Annotated in this window: 15 protein-coding genes; 10 read left to right on the top strand and 5 right to left on the bottom strand. The window is 70.7% G+C overall.

All coding sequences use genetic code 11. From position 1 onward, the window contains the following. Window positions 1-42 precede the first annotated feature (42 nt). The 7 genes from VMF70_06350 to VMF70_06320 all read left to right on the top strand — a co-directional run bounded on the left by VMF70_06350 (window position 43) and on the right by VMF70_06320 (window position 6,374). Window positions 43-684: an HAD-IA family hydrolase gene (locus VMF70_06350; protein HTT67632.1), complete on the top strand. Its 642-nt coding sequence runs from the start codon at window positions 43-45 to the stop codon at window positions 682-684. 146 nt (window positions 685-830) lie between these two features. After that, on the top strand, window positions 831-2,198 hold the full coding sequence (locus VMF70_06345) for a sigma-54 dependent transcriptional regulator (protein ID HTT67631.1): 1,368 nt from the start codon (window positions 831-833) through the stop codon (window positions 2,196-2,198). Window positions 2,199-2,277: 79 nt separating this feature from the next. Further along, window positions 2,278-2,838: an RNA polymerase sigma factor gene (locus tag VMF70_06340; protein HTT67630.1), complete on the top strand. Its 561-nt coding sequence runs from the start codon at window positions 2,278-2,280 to the stop codon at window positions 2,836-2,838. Between the two features lie 2 nt (window positions 2,839-2,840). Then, the gene (locus tag VMF70_06335; protein HTT67629.1) at window positions 2,841-3,506 is read left to right on the top strand and encodes a zf-HC2 domain-containing protein; all 666 of its coding nucleotides are present in this window, start codon (window positions 2,841-2,843) and stop codon (window positions 3,504-3,506) included. 8 nt (window positions 3,507-3,514) lie between these two features. Next, window positions 3,515-4,408, top strand: coding sequence for a DUF4097 family beta strand repeat-containing protein (locus VMF70_06330; protein HTT67628.1), 894 nt, complete (start codon window positions 3,515-3,517; stop codon window positions 4,406-4,408). Beyond that, window positions 4,405-5,196 carry a DUF4097 family beta strand repeat-containing protein gene (locus VMF70_06325; GenBank protein HTT67627.1) on the top strand — a complete coding sequence of 264 codons (792 nt, stop codon included), beginning with the start codon at window positions 4,405-4,407 and terminating at the stop codon, window positions 5,194-5,196. The genes VMF70_06330 and VMF70_06325 overlap by 4 nt, the downstream gene beginning before the upstream one ends. A gap of 56 nt (window positions 5,197-5,252) precedes the next feature. Next, window positions 5,253-6,374 (top strand): aminotransferase class I/II-fold pyridoxal phosphate-dependent enzyme, encoded by a 1,122-nt coding sequence (locus VMF70_06320; GenBank protein HTT67626.1) that lies wholly within the window; start codon window positions 5,253-5,255, stop codon window positions 6,372-6,374. A 169-nt stretch (window positions 6,375-6,543) separates the two neighbouring features. On the opposite strand, the gene VMF70_06315 is transcribed toward VMF70_06320, so the two are convergent. The 4 genes from VMF70_06315 to VMF70_06300 form a co-directional block, all read right to left on the bottom strand. Beyond that, complete coding sequence (locus VMF70_06315; protein ID HTT67625.1) at window positions 6,544-7,260, bottom strand: sugar transferase; 717 nt, start codon at window positions 7,258-7,260, stop codon at window positions 6,544-6,546. Between the two features lie 161 nt (window positions 7,261-7,421). Continuing rightward, complete coding sequence (locus tag VMF70_06310; protein HTT67624.1) at window positions 7,422-8,570, bottom strand: HAMP domain-containing sensor histidine kinase; 1,149 nt, start codon at window positions 8,568-8,570, stop codon at window positions 7,422-7,424. Further along, entirely contained in the window at window positions 8,567-10,114 is a 1,548-nt protein-coding gene (locus tag VMF70_06305; protein HTT67623.1) for a sigma-54 dependent transcriptional regulator, read from the bottom strand. Before VMF70_06305 ends, VMF70_06310 begins: the two co-directional genes overlap by 4 nt. A 243-nt stretch (window positions 10,115-10,357) precedes the next feature. Next, window positions 10,358-11,299, bottom strand: coding sequence for a response regulator (locus tag VMF70_06300; protein ID HTT67622.1), 942 nt, complete (start codon window positions 11,297-11,299; stop codon window positions 10,358-10,360). 658 nt (window positions 11,300-11,957) lie between these two features. Here VMF70_06300 and glmS point away from each other — a divergent pair. From glmS to VMF70_06285, 3 genes are all read left to right on the top strand, one after another. Beyond that, a complete protein-coding gene (gene glmS / locus VMF70_06295; GenBank protein HTT67621.1) occupies window positions 11,958-13,784 on the top strand; it encodes a glutamine--fructose-6-phosphate transaminase (isomerizing) in 1,827 nt (608 codons plus the stop codon). Window positions 13,785-13,863: 79 nt separating this feature from the next. Continuing rightward, the gene (locus VMF70_06290; GenBank protein HTT67620.1) at window positions 13,864-15,270 is read left to right on the top strand and encodes an aldehyde dehydrogenase family protein; all 1,407 of its coding nucleotides are present in this window, start codon (window positions 13,864-13,866) and stop codon (window positions 15,268-15,270) included. Window positions 15,271-15,272: 2 nt separating this feature from the next. Beyond that, window positions 15,273-15,992, top strand: a complete 720-nt coding sequence (locus VMF70_06285; GenBank protein HTT67619.1) for a hypothetical protein — start codon at window positions 15,273-15,275, stop codon at window positions 15,990-15,992. Here VMF70_06285 and VMF70_06280 read toward each other — a convergent pair. Next, window positions 15,989-16,273, bottom strand: a complete 285-nt coding sequence (locus VMF70_06280) for a 4a-hydroxytetrahydrobiopterin dehydratase (protein HTT67618.1) — start codon at window positions 16,271-16,273, stop codon at window positions 15,989-15,991. The genes VMF70_06285 and VMF70_06280 overlap by 4 nt on opposite strands. Between the last annotated feature and the right edge of the window lie 107 nt (window positions 16,274-16,380).

Raw genomic sequence — 16,380 nt, 5'->3', positions numbered from 1 at the left:
CGGCGTCGAGACGCGAGTCTGGGGCGGCACTATCTTCCGCCCATGCGCTTCAAGGCCATCCTCTTCGACCTCGACGGCACGCTGATCGACTCGACCCGCCTGATCATCGAGTCCTACCACCACACCTGGCGCGTGCACCGCGGCCATACGCTGCCCGATGCCGAGTGGATCGCCGGCCTCGGGACGCCCCTCCGCGTCCAGTTCCGCCGCTTCACCGACGATTCCGAGGAGGTGGAGCGGATGATCGCCACGTACCGCGAGTGGAACCTGGCCCATCACGACGCCATGGTTCGCGGCTTCCCCGGCGCGACCGAGGCCGTCCGCGCGCTCAAGCAGGCCGGCGCCAAGCTGGCCATCGTCACTTCCAAGAACCGCCACGGCGTCCAGCTCGGGCTCGACCGGTGCGGATTCGGCGGGCTGTTCGACGCGCTGGTGACGTCCGACGACCTCCAGGCGAGCAAACCCGATCCCGCTCCGGTCGCGGCCGCGCTGGCCGCCCTGGACGAGACACCCGGCGCGGCGCTGTTCGTCGGCGATTCCCCGCACGACATCGCGGCAGGGCGTGACGCCGGCACGCGCACGGCCGCCTGCCTGTGGGGCCCCTTCGAGCGGGCCGTCCTCGCCGCCGAGCGGCCCGACCACTTCCTGGCCTCTTTCGCGGAGCTCCTCACGCTGGCCGCCTGAACGCGGCCGGCACTGGCGCTTCCGGCTGGCGAGCACCCGGTTCAGCCGATTCGCTCGTACGCGGCTGACAGCCGGCCAGGCATTGCCTCCATTGTCGTTTTTCGCCACACTTGCTGGAGCAACCTCCTACGCAGCCGGAGCCGCAGATGCCGGAAGCCGGTCGCATACTCGTGGTGGAGGACGACGAGGCCCAGCGCAAGCTCCTCGTCGCCGTTCTCCAAGCCGACGGCTGGGCGACGTTCGAAGCCGGCTCCGGCGACGCGGCGGTCGAGCTGCTGGAGAAGAGCAGCGACGTCGACGTGGTGCTCTCCGACCTGATGATGCCCGGGATGGACGGCCGCGCGCTGCTGGCCCTGGTCAATCAGCGTTGGCCGGAGGTGCCGTTCGTCGTGATGACGGCCTTCGCTTCGGTGGACTCGGCCGTCGAGCTGCTGCACGCCGGCGCGTACCACTACCTCCCCAAGCCCATCAAGCTCCCCGAGCTGAAGATCACGGTGCGGCGGGCGCTCGAGGCCACGCAGACCAAGCGCGAGCTGGCGCGCCTGCGGCGCCGGGTCGGATTGCCGTCGGACGTCGTCGGCGTGTCCCGGCAGATGCAGCAGATCTTCGAGACTGCGATCCGGGTGGCCCCGAGCGCGACCCCGGTCCTGATCACCGGCGAGACCGGCGTCGGGAAGGAGGTCGTGGCACGCGCCATACACGGCGCCAGCGGCCGGGACAACTTCGTGGCCCTCAACTGCGCGGCGCTGCCGCCCAACCTGGTCGAGTCCGAGCTGTTCGGGTTCAAGCGGGGGGCCTTCACCGACGCCAACCGGGATCACGCGGGCCTGGTGGAGGTGGCCGCGGCCGGCACGTTGTTCCTCGACGAAGTGGCCGAGGTGCCGCTCGCGACCCAGCCCAAGCTGCTCCGTTTCCTGCAGGACGGCGAGTTTCGCCGCCTGGGCGACACTGCGTCGCGCAAGAGCGCGGCGCGGGTCATCGCCGCCACCAACCGTGAGCCGGCCGAGGAGGTCGCGGCCGGCCGGATGCGCGAGGACCTGTTCTACCGGCTCAACATCGTGCACATCCAGATCCCCCCGCTCCGGGAGCGGCCGGTGGACATTCCGGCGCTGGCCGAGCAGCTGGTCGGGCGCCTGGCCGACCGCTACCAGCTGGCCTCGGCCGAGCTGGCCCCCGAGGCCGTCGCCGCTCTCACCGCGTACGCCTGGCCTGGCAACATCCGCGAGCTGGAGAACGTGCTCGCCCGCGCGCTGGCGTTGCGGAGCGGCCAGAGCATCGGCCTGCGGGACCTGCCGCCCGAGGTCACCCGGACGGCCCCGACGGCCGCCGGCGCCGACCTGCTGGAACAGGAGCCGGTGCTCCCGCTCCACGAGGTCGAGCGCCGCTACATTCTGCGCGTTCTCGAGACCACGCACGGCAACAAGCTGAGGGCGGCCGAGATACTCGGGATCGACCGCTCCACCCTGCATCGCAAGCTCAAGCAGATGCAGGGGATTGCGGCGTTCAACCCCTGAGCGGGTTTCCAACCCCGGGCGCCGGCCGTGTGTCCAAGTGGGTGACATGGAAAGGGCGTTGCGCCGCCCGGAGGATGGCGTGAGCCGTCCACCGACGCCCGATAGGTCCGCTGGCCCAGGGCTGTCCGAAGCGGCCGATGTCGCACTGGCCGCGTCGGGTGACCACAGGGCGTTCGAGCGGCTCTACCGCCTGCACGTCGCGCGCATCCACTCGCTGGCGCGGCGGATGGTGGGAGATGACGGCGACCCCGACGAGTTGACGCAGGACGTCTTCGTCCGGGCGTGGGAGCGGCTGGGGACGTACCGCGGCGAGGCGGCGTTCAGCACCTGGCTGCACCGGCTGGCGGTGAACGCGATCCTCAACTGGCGGCGCTCGGAGGCGAGCGGCCGGCGCTACACCGAGGACTGGGTGGACGTGGAGTCGGTGCACCAGACCCGCTCCGGCGGCGGCGGAGAGGCGCTGGACCTCGAGAAGGCGATCGCGAAGCTGCCCCGGGGGGCGCGGGAGGTGTTCGTGCTCCATGACGTGCAGGGCTTCAGGCACGAGGAGATCGCTGCGATGATGGGGGTCACGGCAGGTACGTCGAAGGCACAGCTGCACCGGGCGCGGATGCTGCTGCGCGCGCAACTGGAGCGGTGACGATGGACGCACATCTGGGCGAGCAGCTGTCGGCGCTGGTGGACGGCGAGGTCGAGGGCGAGGCGCTCGCGGCGGCGCAGGCGCACCTGGTGGCCTGCGGCGAGTGCCGCGACGCCTACGATGCCCTGCTGCGCCTCAAGCGGCACGCTGGCGCGCTCGACGACCGTCCGCCGGAGCGCGACCTGTGGCCCGGTATCGCGGCGCGGCTGGGCGAATCGGCGACGGTCGTGCCGCTCGCGCCGCGCCGCCGCCTGGCGTTCTCGGTCCCGCAGCTCGCGGCCGCGGCAGTCGTGCTGATGGCCGTGTCGGCCGGCTCGGTGCTGCTCGTCACCCGGGGCGCCCGGACCGCCGCGGCGGTTGGCGCGGCCGCGCCCGCGGCGGCCCTGCAGCCGGTCGCCGGCCTGGCCTCCGCCAAGGGAATCGAATCCTACGACGCCGCCATTCGCGAGCTGCAGGCCGCGCTCGACGCGCGCCGGTCGGTGCTCGACACGGCGACCGTCCGCGCAGTGCAGCAGAGCCTGGCCATCATCGACCTCGCCGTCCGCCAGGCGGAGGCCGCGCTCGCGCAGGACCCGAACAGCATGTACCTGAACAGCCATCTCGAACGGGCGCTGGGGCGCAAGCTCGAGGTTCTCCGCCGGGTCACCACCATGGCCGCGGCGAGCTAGGGGAGATCATGATACGCACCGTTGCCGTACTGGCCATCGCCGCAGCCGCCGGCGCCGCGCGAGGACTGGCCGCGCAGTCCGTGGATACCACGATCGCCGTCCAATCCGGCGCGCGGTTCGAGCTCAACAGCGTGTCGGGCTCGGTCCGGGTCCAGTCGTGGAATCGCGCCCAGATCCACGTGGTCGCCGAGGCCGACGGCGCCCGGGTCGACGTGGAGGCCTCGAGCAGCAGGGTCTCCGTGCGCACCCAGCCGCGCCGCGGCGAAGGCGACGTGGACTTCACCATCACCGTCCCGATCAACACGGCCGTCGAGGTGCACGCGATTTCCGCCGACGTCGACGTCAGCGGCGTGTGCGGGGAAGCGACCGTGGGCTCGATCTCGGGCGGGGTGACCCTGCGCTGCGCGAACGGCGAGTCGCAGGTCGAGAGCGTCTCCGGCGACGTGCAGGCGGCGGACGTACGGGGGCGGCTCGAGATCAACTCGACCAGCGGCGACGTGGAGGTACGCGGCGTGCGCGGCGACGTGAACGCCCGCAGCGTGTCGGGCGACGTCACCCTCGAGCGGGTGGACGGCCAGGAGGTCCAGGCCGAGACCGTGAGCGGCGACATCGGCTTTTCGGGGCCGGTGCACGACGGCGGCCGCTACGGCTTCCACTCGCACTCCGGCGACGTGACCGTGCAGCCGGAAGGCGACCTCAGCGCCAGCGTCTCCGTCAGCACCTTCAGCGGCGACGTCGAGTCCGACTGGCCCATGACCATCAACCCGGGCGGCGGGTACGTGCACCCCCGGGAATGGGAATTCACCATCGGCACCGGCGCCGCGAAGCTGATCCTGGCCTCGTTCAGCGGCACCATCTACCTGCGCCGCGGCTCGTCGTCGCGGCGGGGAGGCGATCGATGAACTACGGATTGGTCGGACTGGCGGCGGCGGCCGTGGCCCTGGCGCCCGGCTGGGGACACTCTCCGCGGCACGCGCCGCCGCAGGGCGATCAGTGGAGCTGGCATGGCCGCATCGCCTCCGGCAAGACGCTCGCGATCCGGGGCGTCAACGGCGGCGTCACGGCCGAGGCCGCGAGCGGCGGCGAGGTCCTGGTCACCGCGACCAAGCGGGCTCACAACCACGGCGACGCGGACGACGTCAGGATCGAGGTCGTCGAGCACGAGGGCAGCGTCACCATCTGCGCGGTCTATCCGGGCTCCTCGAACCACTGCGGTGCCGGCGACGACTACCGCATGAACACGCGCAACAACGACGTGGAGGTGGAATTCCACGCCCAGCTGCCGGCCGGCGTCGCGTTTTCCGGTGGCACCGTGAACGGCGACGTCGAGGCGAACGGCCTCGCCGGCCCTGTGGACGCCAGCACCGTCAACGGCAGCGTGCGGCTGGAGACCACCAGCGGGGACGCGTCGGCCAACACCGTCAACGGCAGCGTGACCGCGGTCGTCCACGGCCAGGGCACCGCGCCGCTGCACTTCGAGACCGTGAACGGCGGGGTCACCTTGTCGGTGCCCAAGGACCTCAGCGCCGATTTCGAGGCGGAGACCGTCAACGGCTCGATCGAGACGGACTTCCCGATCACGGTGACCGGGCGCATCAACCGGCGGCACCTCGACGGGCGGATCGGCCAGGGGGGGCGCCACCTCAAGATCGAGACCGTGAACGGCTCCATCCGGCTTCGCTCGCTCTAGCGGCTTGCCCGGCCGCTCCGGCACGACTACAATCGCCCCTCCACGTCGGAGGGGCGATGTCGTTCGAGCCGTTCGCGATGGAGCGCTGGCAGAGCACCTGGGAGAACCGGGTCGAGTACAACCTCTCCGAGAGCGGCGTCCACCCGTTGACCGTGGCCGAGCTGCTCGCGATCGCCGGCCTGTCGCTCGACGACCTCGCCCCTCACCGGCTCGGCTACCCGCAGTCCAACGGCAGTGAGCCGCTGCGCGCCGCCATCGCGGCCCTCTATCCCGGCGCCACGGCCGACCACGTCCTCGTGACCAACGGCAGCGCCGAGGCGAACTTCTGTGCCTGCTGGCACCTGATCCAACCCGGCGACCGCGTCGCCATCGTCTTGCCGACGTACATGCAGACCTGGGGGCTGGCGCGGACGTTCGGGGCCGAGATCGCGCCGATCTGGCTCCGGGAAGAGCTGGGCTGGCAGCCGCAAGCCGCCGACATCGACCTGGCGATCGCACCGGGCACGAGGCTGGTCGTGGTCACCAACCCGAACAACCCCACCGGGGCGGTTCTTTCGGAGGAGGCGATCGGCCGGATCGTCCGGCAGGCCGCCAAGGCCGGCGCCTGGCTCCTGTCCGACGAGGTCTACCAGGGTGCCGAGCTGGAGCGCTCCGCCACGCCGACGTCGTGGGGACGCACCGAGAAGGTCCTGGTCACGAACGGCCTCTCGAAGGCGTACGGGCTGCCCGGCCTGAGGATCGGCTGGTGCGTCGCGCCCCCGCCGCTCGTCGCCGAGCTGTGGGCGCGCAAGGACTACACGACCATCGGACCGAGCGTGATCTCGGACTGGCTGGCGACCCGGGCCCTCGCACCCGGCGTGCGCGACCGGATCCTCGAACGTACCCGCTCCATCCTGCGCGCCAACTGGCCGGCCCTCGAGCGCTGGCTCGCGTCGCGCGGCGGCGAGTTCCGCTACCGCACACCGGAGGCGGGCGCGATCTGCTACGCGCGCTACACGTCCAACGTCAACTCCTCCGCGCTGGCCGAGCGCCTGCGCCGCTCCAAAAGCGTGCTGGTGGTGCCGGGGGACCAGTTCGGCATGGATCACTTCATCCGGTTCGGCTTCGGTCCGCCCGCCACGGAGCTCGAGGCCGCCCTGGCTCGCGTGGGAGAGGCGCTGCCCGGCCCGATCGGCTAGGGGAGCCCGCCGGGATCGCCCACCGGGCCCGACGATGGCCCTCTGCAGCGCCGCCTGGGCCCACCTCCCCGGATACCGAAACGAAGAGCGCCGGCCCCTATGCACTTCGGGCCGGCGCTCTCCCCCACGAACTCCATCCTCATGAGCCGGGAGCTTCCCGGCTCTCAGTCTACCAGGCGCCCTTTCGCAGTACCATCGCCGGCGCGGTGAGCAGCATGATCTTGAGGTCCTGCGACAGCGACTGGCGCGAGATGTAGTCCAGGTCGTAGGCGACCTTCCGCCGCACGTCCTCGATCGACTCGTCGTAGTGGTGGTTGATCTGCGCCCACCCCGTGATCCCGGGCCGAACCCGCTGGCGCTCCGTGTACCGGTGGACCTGGGTCCGCAGGTCCGCGAAGATGCGCGGCTGCTCGGGCCTCGGGCCGACCACGTTCATGTCGCCTTTCAGCACGTTCACGAGCTGCGGCAGCTCGTCCAGCCGGAACTGCCGGAGCACCCGGCCAATCCGCGTGATCCGCGCGTCACCCGGGGCCGCCCACACCTGCCGCCCGTCGTCGCGCGCCTTCATCGTCCGGAACTTGTAGATGGTGAACGGCTTGCCCCCGAGGTCGGCCACCCGGCGGTGATTGCCGCGGTCGCTGTCCGGCGCACGGCGGTCGAGCCCCACGCGTGTCTGCTGGTAGAAGACCGGCCCCTTGGAGGTCAGCTTCACCAGCGCTGCGACCACCAGCATCAACGGGGCGCTGATGACGAGCCCGACGCTCGCCACCACCACGTTCAGCGCCCGACGCGCGCTGTCCTCGTAGCGGCGCACCCGGGACATGCCGTACGTGACGCTCTGCTCGCGCCACTGCAGAAGTAGGTCGTTGATCCTGAGGGAGGTCATCTGTAGCCGTTGGTTTGGCAAGGACCGTGCGCGCTGCCGAGCACCCCGCCAAAGTGCTATAACTACTTGTCAATAATACGCTTAGCTAATTTACGAGTTTCTTGATTGTGATTAAAGTTGTAGCGGGGAATCCGCTACTGTTGGATCGCCGCTACAGCGCGCTACAGGTTGGTGACGGGCGGGAGGTTCAGCTTGAAGAAGAACCGGGTTCCCCGGCCCTGCTCCGTCTCGAACTCGAGCTCCGAGTCCATCGCCTCGACGATGAGCCGGCACATGGCCAGGCCGAGCCCCGTTCCCGAGAAGTAGTAGCCGCTGCGTCCGGCCCGGGCTCTCGAGCGTCGGAACGGCTGGTAGAGGTTGTCCATGGCCTCGGGACTGATCCCGTGGCCGGTGTCCCGGACCGAGAATTCCATCTGCGTCAGCCCCCGCGGCCTGGCCGCGATCTCCACGCAGCCCTCGTCGGTGAACTTGAGCGCGTTGGTGGTGAGGTTGAGCAGCACCCGGCTCAGGGCCAGCTGCCGTCCCATGCGGTGGTCCGAGACCGGCGGCACCAGCAGGATGGAGAGCCCCTTCTCCTCGGCGATGGGGTGCACGATGTCGCGCACCGACTCGAGAATGGCCGTGACCGACAGCGGCGCCGGCTCCTTCTCGACCAGCTGCTTGCCGCCGCGCGCCAGCTCGATGACGTCGCTCGCCATCGAGCTCAGCCCGAGGGCGGCGGCGTAGATCAGGCCGAGCTGGCGATGCTGCACCTCGTTGACCGTCCCGCTCTGGCCGCGCTGCAGGGTCTCGGCCAGGAACAGGATCGACGTGATGGGCGAGCGGAGGTCGTGGGCCACCTCGACGACCAGGTCCAGCCCGCTCGGCGCCGACAGGCGCGACGACAGCGCCTGCGACCAATCGGGGTCCACGGCCTCGCGCACCTGCTCGACGGCGCGCAGGACCAGGACCAGCACCTTGGGATCGAGCTGAGCCTGCGGCTCGCGCGGCTCCGCCAGGACTGCGGCGCGCAACAGCTCGAGGAGCCGGCGACCCAGCACGGTCGCTGCCGGCCCCTGCGATGGAATCGCCTCGCCCGCGAGCGCCGCCACCGTGGCATCGACCAGCCAGTGGATTGTCTCGGATACGTCCTTCGCGTCGAGCGCGTCGGCCCGGTCGTCGCGCCAGCCGCCCAGCACCCGCGCGGCCGCCGCCTCGAGCACCGGGCGCAGGTCCGCGCCCGCGGTCTCGGTTTCCGTCGAGCGGGCCGGCAGCACGTGCCCGGCGCCGTCGCGGCGTTCGGAGCGCCGCAGGTGAGGCACTCCCGTCATTCGGGCAGCACCGTGATGGTCTCGCGCTGCAAGCCGTGCCGCTCCATCAGGCGGTAAAGTGTGGTGCGGTCGACGCCCGCCACGCGCGCCGCCTTCGACATGTTGCCCCCCACGTGGTTGACGAGCCAGGTGAGGTAGCGCCGCTCGAACGACGCGATGACGCGCTCCCGCGCGGCGTGATAGCTCTCCTCCAGGATGCCTTCGGCCATGACCGGGACCACGCCCTCGGCGGCGTCGGCGGCCTGTTGGCTGCTGATGAAGGGGATGTTCTCGGGCTGGATGTCCTGCCCGGGCTCCAGCAGTACGACCGCGTGCTCGATCGCGTTCTGCAGCTCGCGCACGTTGCCCTGCCACGGATGGGCGCACAGCGCCCTGACCGCGCTCTCGGTGAGCCGGGGCGCCGCCGCGAACGGCTCGCGATGGCGCCGCCAGAACAGCTGCAGGAAGTGATTGGCGAGCAGCACGATGTCCTGCTGGCGCTCGCGCAACGACGGGAGATGCACCGGCACGACGCGGAGCCGGTAGTACAGGTCCTCGCGCAGCAGGCCGTCCTTGGTGGCCTGCTCCGGGTCGCGGTTGGCCGCCGCGATGAACCGCACGTTCACGACCGTGTTGGTGGCGGAGCTGCCGACGCGGCGCACCACACCGTCCTGGATGACGCGCAGCAGCTTCGCCTGGATCGACTTGGGCATGTCGATCAGCTCGTCCAGGAACAGCGTGCCTCCATTGGCCGCCTCGAGCAGGCCCGGCTTGTCCTTGACGGCTCCGGTGAACGCGCCTTTCACGTGGCCGAACATCTCCGACTCCAGCAGCCCTTCGGGCAACGCCGCGCAGTTCACGGCGACCATTGGCCGGCTCCGCCGGCGGCTGTGCTGGTGGATGAACTGCGCCATCATCTCCTTGCCCGTCCCGCTCTCCCCCGTGATGAACACGGACGCATCGGTCGGGGCCACGCGCCGGGCCAGGTCCATGGCCTTCCGGAACACCGGCGACACGCCGATGACGGCGGGCTTGTCGCGAGAGCCGCCCTCGTCCTCCACCTCCTGCGCCCCGGTCCGAACGCCCGACTCCCGCCCGACCAGGATCGTGTGCGTCGCCCGCCCGACCAGGATCTGCAGGTGCGTCGCCGAGAACGGCTTGGGCAGGTAATCCCACGCGCCGGCGCGCAGCGCGTCGACGTTGGACGCGACGCTGGGATTGCCCGTCATCACGATGACGATGGTCTCGGGGCGGGCGGCGAGGGCAGCCTCGAGCAGCTCCATGCCCGAGACCTCGGTCATGTACAGGTCCACCAGAATCACGTCGAACATCTGGCGCCGCACCAGCTCCAGCGCCTCGCCACCGCGACCGCAGACTTCGACGCGGTAGCCGTCCACCTCGAGCACGCTCTTGCAGCTCTCCCGCAGCGTCCGCTCGTCATCCACCACGAGGATGCGGACACTCGCCTTGTCCGCCGGACCGATCGAGAGATCCGCGGAGACGAGGGGGCTGGTGTCTCCCGTGCCTTCAGCTGGTGACTGGGGCGCTCTGAGCGAAGCGGCCATTCTGCGCTCCTCCGGATGCTGGCTCGCTCAGCACTCTGTTGTGTCGGTACGACAGACGGCGAGCAATCGGCGCGGCTGTGGCGCCATCGCAACAGTCACCATAAGGGTTTTTGCGGGATTTCGCTAGGGCGCCGGCCACGTGCCTCGACGATGGGCCGCCGATCTGGCGCGGGCAGGATCTCCAACGAAACGAACGCCGGACCCGTTGGGATCGGGTCCGGCGGTCAGCCCCGAAAGTGATCGCTAGTTGTTGAAGCGCCCCTCGAACGGCCGAATCCACTTGCCGCCGGCGTCACCCTCCGACATCCGCATCGCGATGGTGGCGCGCACGAGCATGTCCTCCGGCTCGATCGGGGCCTCGTGGTAGTTCGACACCGCATCGTAGCCGGCCCGCACCTTGAACGGCGGTATGGCCCCGCCGGACTCGAGCGCACCAGACTCCAGCGACTGCACCAGCCGCTGGGCGAGCTTGAGCACGCCCTCGGCGTCCGCGCCCTGCGCCACCACGCCGAATTCCGTCGGACCGAGCCGGCCGATCGCGTCCGCGACCCGGCCGTTGGTGCGCAGCGTCTTGGCGATGTGACTCACCGCGGCGGTCACCGCCAGCTCGGAGGCAGCGGCGTCCGTCCCCTCGACGTGCGGCGCGAGCACGACGCAGGCAAACGGCTCGTGATGTCGGAACGCCTGCGACCCCAGCTCCCGGGCGCGCCGCGCCAGGCCCCGGATGTTGTACAGCCCCGTGAGCTCGTCCAGAAGGCTCTCTTCGCGGGCGCGATCGGCCTCGAACTTGGCCTGCACGAACGCGTCCAGCCGCAACTGCAGCTCCTGTCCGTCGAACGGAAGCGTGAGGTAATCCCAGGCGCCGGCGCGCAGCGCCGCCAGCCGCTGCTGCCGGGTCGGCTGCCCCGAGCCCGTCACCAGGATGGGGGTGCTCGCGCTCATCGCCGGCTCGTCCCGCAGGATGCGGCAGACCTCGATCCCGTCCAGGTCCGGCAGGTCGGCGTCCACGATCACCAGATCCGGACGCGCGCTGCGCGCGCGCTCCAGCGTCTGCTTCCCCGTATAGGCCCGGACGACCGCGTAGCCATGCGGCCCGAGAATGCTCTCCAGGGAACGGGCGTGCCATTCCTGGCTGCTCGCGATCAGCACGAGGGGAGGATGACTATGCGGCATGCGCTCAGGCATCGGTTGTCCCACAAGTTGGCCTTTCGGGCCCCGAACATGGGGCGGCAGGCGCCTCCACACAAGGCGCCGGCCGTTGGGTGTCTACGGAGCAGAATGCGTGCGCCGGCTTGACGATGTTTGGAAGTCGTTGAATCCCAACATCTTGCCATGTCACCATCCGTCCTGCCGGACGGTGGATCGCTGCGCTGGGACAACACATCGTCGCTCTCTTGACGCGACCGTGCAACGCGCGGGGACCCGCAAGCGGCCCCGCCGCGATCGTGATGAACCACAGGTAAGTCGTTGCTCAGCCACAAGCTCGCGACCGGCGTTCCGGGCCGGCCGCGACCCCCGGCCCCGTTCTTGATATGCCCTCGGCGCCAAGGTGACGTGCCCCTCCAGGCGCGGCGCGGCACCACTCCCCGGGTCTGGACGGAGGCCGATCATGCCGTGCAGCTGGTGCGGATTCGAGGCGATGACATCCACCGGCCGGGCTGGCGCATCGAGCGTCGGGGCCGTCTACCACGGGACGCCGTCGCGGTGCGAGCGATGCGGAGCCACGCTCCCGTCCGACGAGACGGCTGCGCTGTATCGCGACAAGCTCAGGATGCTCGCGCGGTTCGGTCTCGCCTCCGACACGCGCCTCCTTCTCGAAACCTCTCCCGAGGAGGCCTGATCCATGTGCGGCATCGTCGGCTATACGGGCAAGCGCGAGGCGGGCCCGCTGCTGCTGGAGGGCCTGGCGCGCCTCGAGTACCGAGGCTACGACTCGGCCGGAGTCGCGATCCAGAACGGGAAGGGGTTGATCGTCACCAAGCTCGCGGGGCGCGTCGTCAAGCTGCGCGAGCGGCTGAACGCCGAGCCGGTGCGGGGCGTCAACGGCATTGCGCACACCCGCTGGGCCACGCACGGAGCGCCTACGGAGCGCAACGCCCACCCGCACCAGGACTGCTCGGGCGAGCTGGCCGTCGTGCACAACGGGATCATCGAGAATGCGGACGCGCTGCGGACCCGGCTCGAGCGCAGTGGCCACGAATTCGCGTCCGAGACCGACACCGAGACCCTCGCGCACCTCATCGAGGAAGCCCCCGGCGCCAAGCTCGAAGAGCGCGTGATCGCCGCGCTGGCCCACGTCGAGGGCACCTACGGGCTGGCGGTCATGTCGTCGCGCGAGCCGCACAAGGTCGTGGTGGCCCGCAAGGGGTCCCCGCTGCTGATCGGGGTGGGCGATGGAGAGTACTTCGTCGCTTCCGACGCCTCGGCCGTGCTCGGCCAGACGCGGACGGTCGTCTACCTCGACGACGGCGACGTCGCGGTCCTCACGCCCGAGGGTTACCGGGTGCTCGACCACGAGGAGCGGGAGCAGGTACGCTCGGTCGACGACATCGAATGGGACCTCGAGGCGATCGAGCTCGGCGGCTACGCCCACTTCATGCTCAAGGAGATCTGCGAGCAGCCCGAGACGGTCCACAGCACGCTGCGCGGCCGCCTGCTGTTCGAGGAAGGCACGGCGCGGCTCAACGGCCTCGGCCTGCCGGCGGAGGAGTGCCGGGCGGTCTCGCGCATCGTGATCGTGGCGTGCGGCACCTCGTGGCACGCCGGGCTCGTGGGCCGGCACGTGCTCGAGGAGCTGACCGGGGTCCCGACGCAGGTGGAGTACGCCTCCGAGTACCGCTACCGGCGTCAACTCAAGGTGCCCGGGACCCTCACGATCGCGGTGTCCCAGTCGGGCGAGACCGCCGACACGCTGGAGGCCATTCGCGCCGCGCGCGGGGCGGGTTCCCGGGTCGTGGGCATCGTGAACACGGTCGGCAGCACGATCGCGCGCGAAACCGATGGGGGCATCTACCTGCACGCCGGGCCCGAGATCGGGGTGGCGTCCACCAAGGCGTTCACCTCCCAGGTGGTCGCCTTCCTCCTGCTGGCGCTGTACATCGGCCGCCACCGCGGCCTGCCGCTCGAGGAGGGTCGGACGCTGGTGCACGCGCTGGCCGACCTCCCGACCAAGGTGCGCGCGGCCCTGGCGCTCGAGCCGTGCATCAAGCAGCTGGCCCGGTCGTACGCGCAGGCGCCCAACGCCCTGTACCTGGGCCGGGGCGTGAACTTCCCCGTCGCCCTCGAAGGCGCGCTGAAGCTCAAGGAGATCAGCTACATCCACGCGGAGGGTTATCCGGCCGCCGAGATGAAGCACGGGCCGATCGCGCTGATCGACGAGAAGATGCCGGTCGTGTTCGTCGCGCCCGACGACGAGATCTTCCAGAAGGTCCGCTCGAACATGCAGGAGGTCCGGTCGCGCGGTGGACGCATCCTCGCGGTGACCTGCGATGGCGCGGCCGACCTCGGCGAGCTGGTGGAGCGCCAGCTGCGCGTACCAGCCACGCACCGGCTGCTGTCGCCGGTGATCACCGTGATCCCGCTTCAGCTCCTGGCGTACCACATCGCCGTCCTCCGGGGCTGCGACGTGGATCGCCCGCGCAACCTGGCCAAGAGCGTGACGGTGGAGTAGGGCTTCTCCCGTCGCCGGCGCGCGCGCCGGGCGGCGCGATCGCGTTGACGCGGCCCGGCGGCGAGCCTATGGTAGCAGGGTGATCATCGGGAACGAGCGGCGCGCCGGCACCGCGACGGCGACCGTCCGCTCTCCGTACGACGGCAGCGACGTCGGCACCCATCCTCTCGCCTCACCGGCCGACCTGGACTCCGCGATCGCGGCCAACCTGGCCGCGGCGTCCGAGTGTCGGCACCTCCCCGCGTACGACCGGGCGGCCTGCCTGCGCTCGATCGCGGACGGGCTGGAACGCCAGCGCGACGTGCTGGCGACGCTGGTCGCGCGCGAAGCGGGCAAGCCCGTCACCCAGGCCCGGCTGGAGATCGACCGCGCCGTCTTCGTGTTCCGCGATGGAGCCGAGGAGGCCACCCGCATCGGCGGCGAGGTGCTGCCGCTCGACGCGCTGCCCGGTGGCCGCGGCCGGCTCGGCTTCACGCGGCGCTGGCCGCTGTCGCCGGTCGCGGCCATCACTCCGTTCAACTTCCCGGTCCTCCTGGCGGCCCACAAGATCGCGCCGGCCATCGCCTGCGGCGCCGCCCTGACGCTGAAGCCGCCGCCGCAGGACCCGCTCTCGCCCCTGGCGCTCGGAGACCTGGTGGCCCGGTCGGGCTATCCGGCCGGCGGCGTCAACGTCGTGCCCTGCGAGCTCGCGGTCGCGCGCCGGCTGGTGACCGACGCGCGGATACGGATGATCAGCTTCACCGGCAGCGCGCGAGCCGGCTGGGCGATCCGCGCCGACGCGGGCACCAAGCGGGTGACGCTGGAGCTGGGCGGGAACGCGGCCGTCATCGTCGAGCCGGACGCGGACCTCGACCGCGCCGTGCGGTCGTGCGCCGCCGGCGGCTACGGCTACGCGGGGCAGTCGTGCATCTCGGTGCAACGCATCCTGGTGCACGAGCGGGTGTACGCCGACTTCCTCGACGGCTTCACGGCGCGGGTCAGGCAGCTCGTGGTCGGCGACCCGCTCGACCCCGCGACGGAAGTGGGGCCGATGATCGACGAGGCCGCTGCCTGCCGTGCCGAGGCGTGGATCGCCGAGGCCGCGCACGACGGCGCCTCGGTGGTCGCGGGTGGGGAGCGGCGGGGAGCCGTGCTGCAGCCGACCGTGCTCACCGGCACCAAGGCCGAGCACCGCGTCAACTGCGAGGAGGTCTTCGCCCCCGTCACCACCGTCACGGCGTACCGGTCGTTCGACGAGGCGCTCGAGATCGTGAACGCGTCGCCGTACGGCCTGCAGGCCGGCGTCTTCAGCCGGGACGTCGGGCGACTGATGCGGGCGTGGGACCGGCTCGACGTGGGCGGCGTGATGGCGAACGAGGTTCCCACGTGGAGGATCGACCGCATGCCATACGGCGGCACCAAGGCCAGCGGGCAGGGCCGGGAGGGTGTCCGTTACGCGATCGAGGACATGACCGAACTCCGACTGCTCACCCTTCACGCGGAGTGACGATGATGGACGCCCCGCGTCATACGCCCTGGTATCTCCGGCCGGTGTTCGTCATCGGCTTCCCGCAGATGGCGCACCGGCCTCCCTTGCCGCGGCGGTGGGCGCTGTACTGCGCCCTGGCCTACATCATCCCCATCGTGGTGACGGAATGGCTGCCGCCGGGCGAGGGACTGTACCGCGAGCTCTCGTGGCTCACGACCCTGGCGCCGGCCTTCATCCTCTCGCTCCACTACGGCATGCTCGGGGCGCTGTCGGGCCTGGTGGCGGGGACGCTCCTCTACATCACCGTGCAGCTGGTGCTGCAGCTCAACCTGATGCCCGTCAACCCCGACATCATACTGCCGACTTACATCTCCTACGGCGCGCTCGCGATCGCGGTGGGGTGGCTGTCGCAGCAGCTGCACGACTTCTACCGGCGCCTGATCAAGGCGGAGCGGCTGGCGGCGATCGGCGAGGTGGCGGTGACGATCCGCCACGAAGTGAACAACGCGCTGGCGGCGATCATCGGCGAGGCGGGCCTGCTCCGGGCCGGCGCCAGCCATCTCTCCCCGGAAGATCGCGCCGGCGTGGAGACCATCCTCGAGATGGCCAACCGCATCGGGGCGGACCTGAAGCGCCTGTCCACCCTCGACGAGGCGCCGGTGACGAGCTACGTGGGAGACACGATGATGGTGAAGCTCGACGCGGCCGACGGCCCGGCCAAGAGCGGCGGGACCGCCTAGCGCGCCGCCTGCTCGATCCGCTCCGCCAGGTCGAAGTCCTTGCCGGTCAGGCCGCCGGCGCTGTGGGTCGAGAGCGTCATCGTGATCGTGGTGTACTGGATGTCCACGTCGGGGTGGTGGTCCATCGCGTCGGCCGCCACCGCCACCCGGTCCACGAACCGGATCCCCTCGGCGAACTTCCCGAAGCTGAAGCTCTTGCGGATCGCATTGCCCTCGCGCGCCCAGCCCGCCAGGGCCTTGAGGCGCTGTCCGACCTCGTCGTCGCTCAGCTTCACCGCCATGGCCGACCTCCCTGCGCTTAGAGTGCGAGCGCGTGCGTGATCAAGTAGGCGACCGCCGCGATCACCGCCGCCGCCGGAATGGTCAAGATCCAGGCCCACACGATCCG

The sequence above is a fragment of the Gemmatimonadales bacterium genome, from assembly GCA_035502185.1.
In the GTDB taxonomy this organism is placed as follows: domain Bacteria; phylum Gemmatimonadota; class Gemmatimonadetes; order Gemmatimonadales; family JACORV01; genus Fen-1245.
The sequence above is the reverse complement of the archived record's forward strand: the minus strand, read 5'-3'. Positions and strand labels throughout refer to the sequence as shown.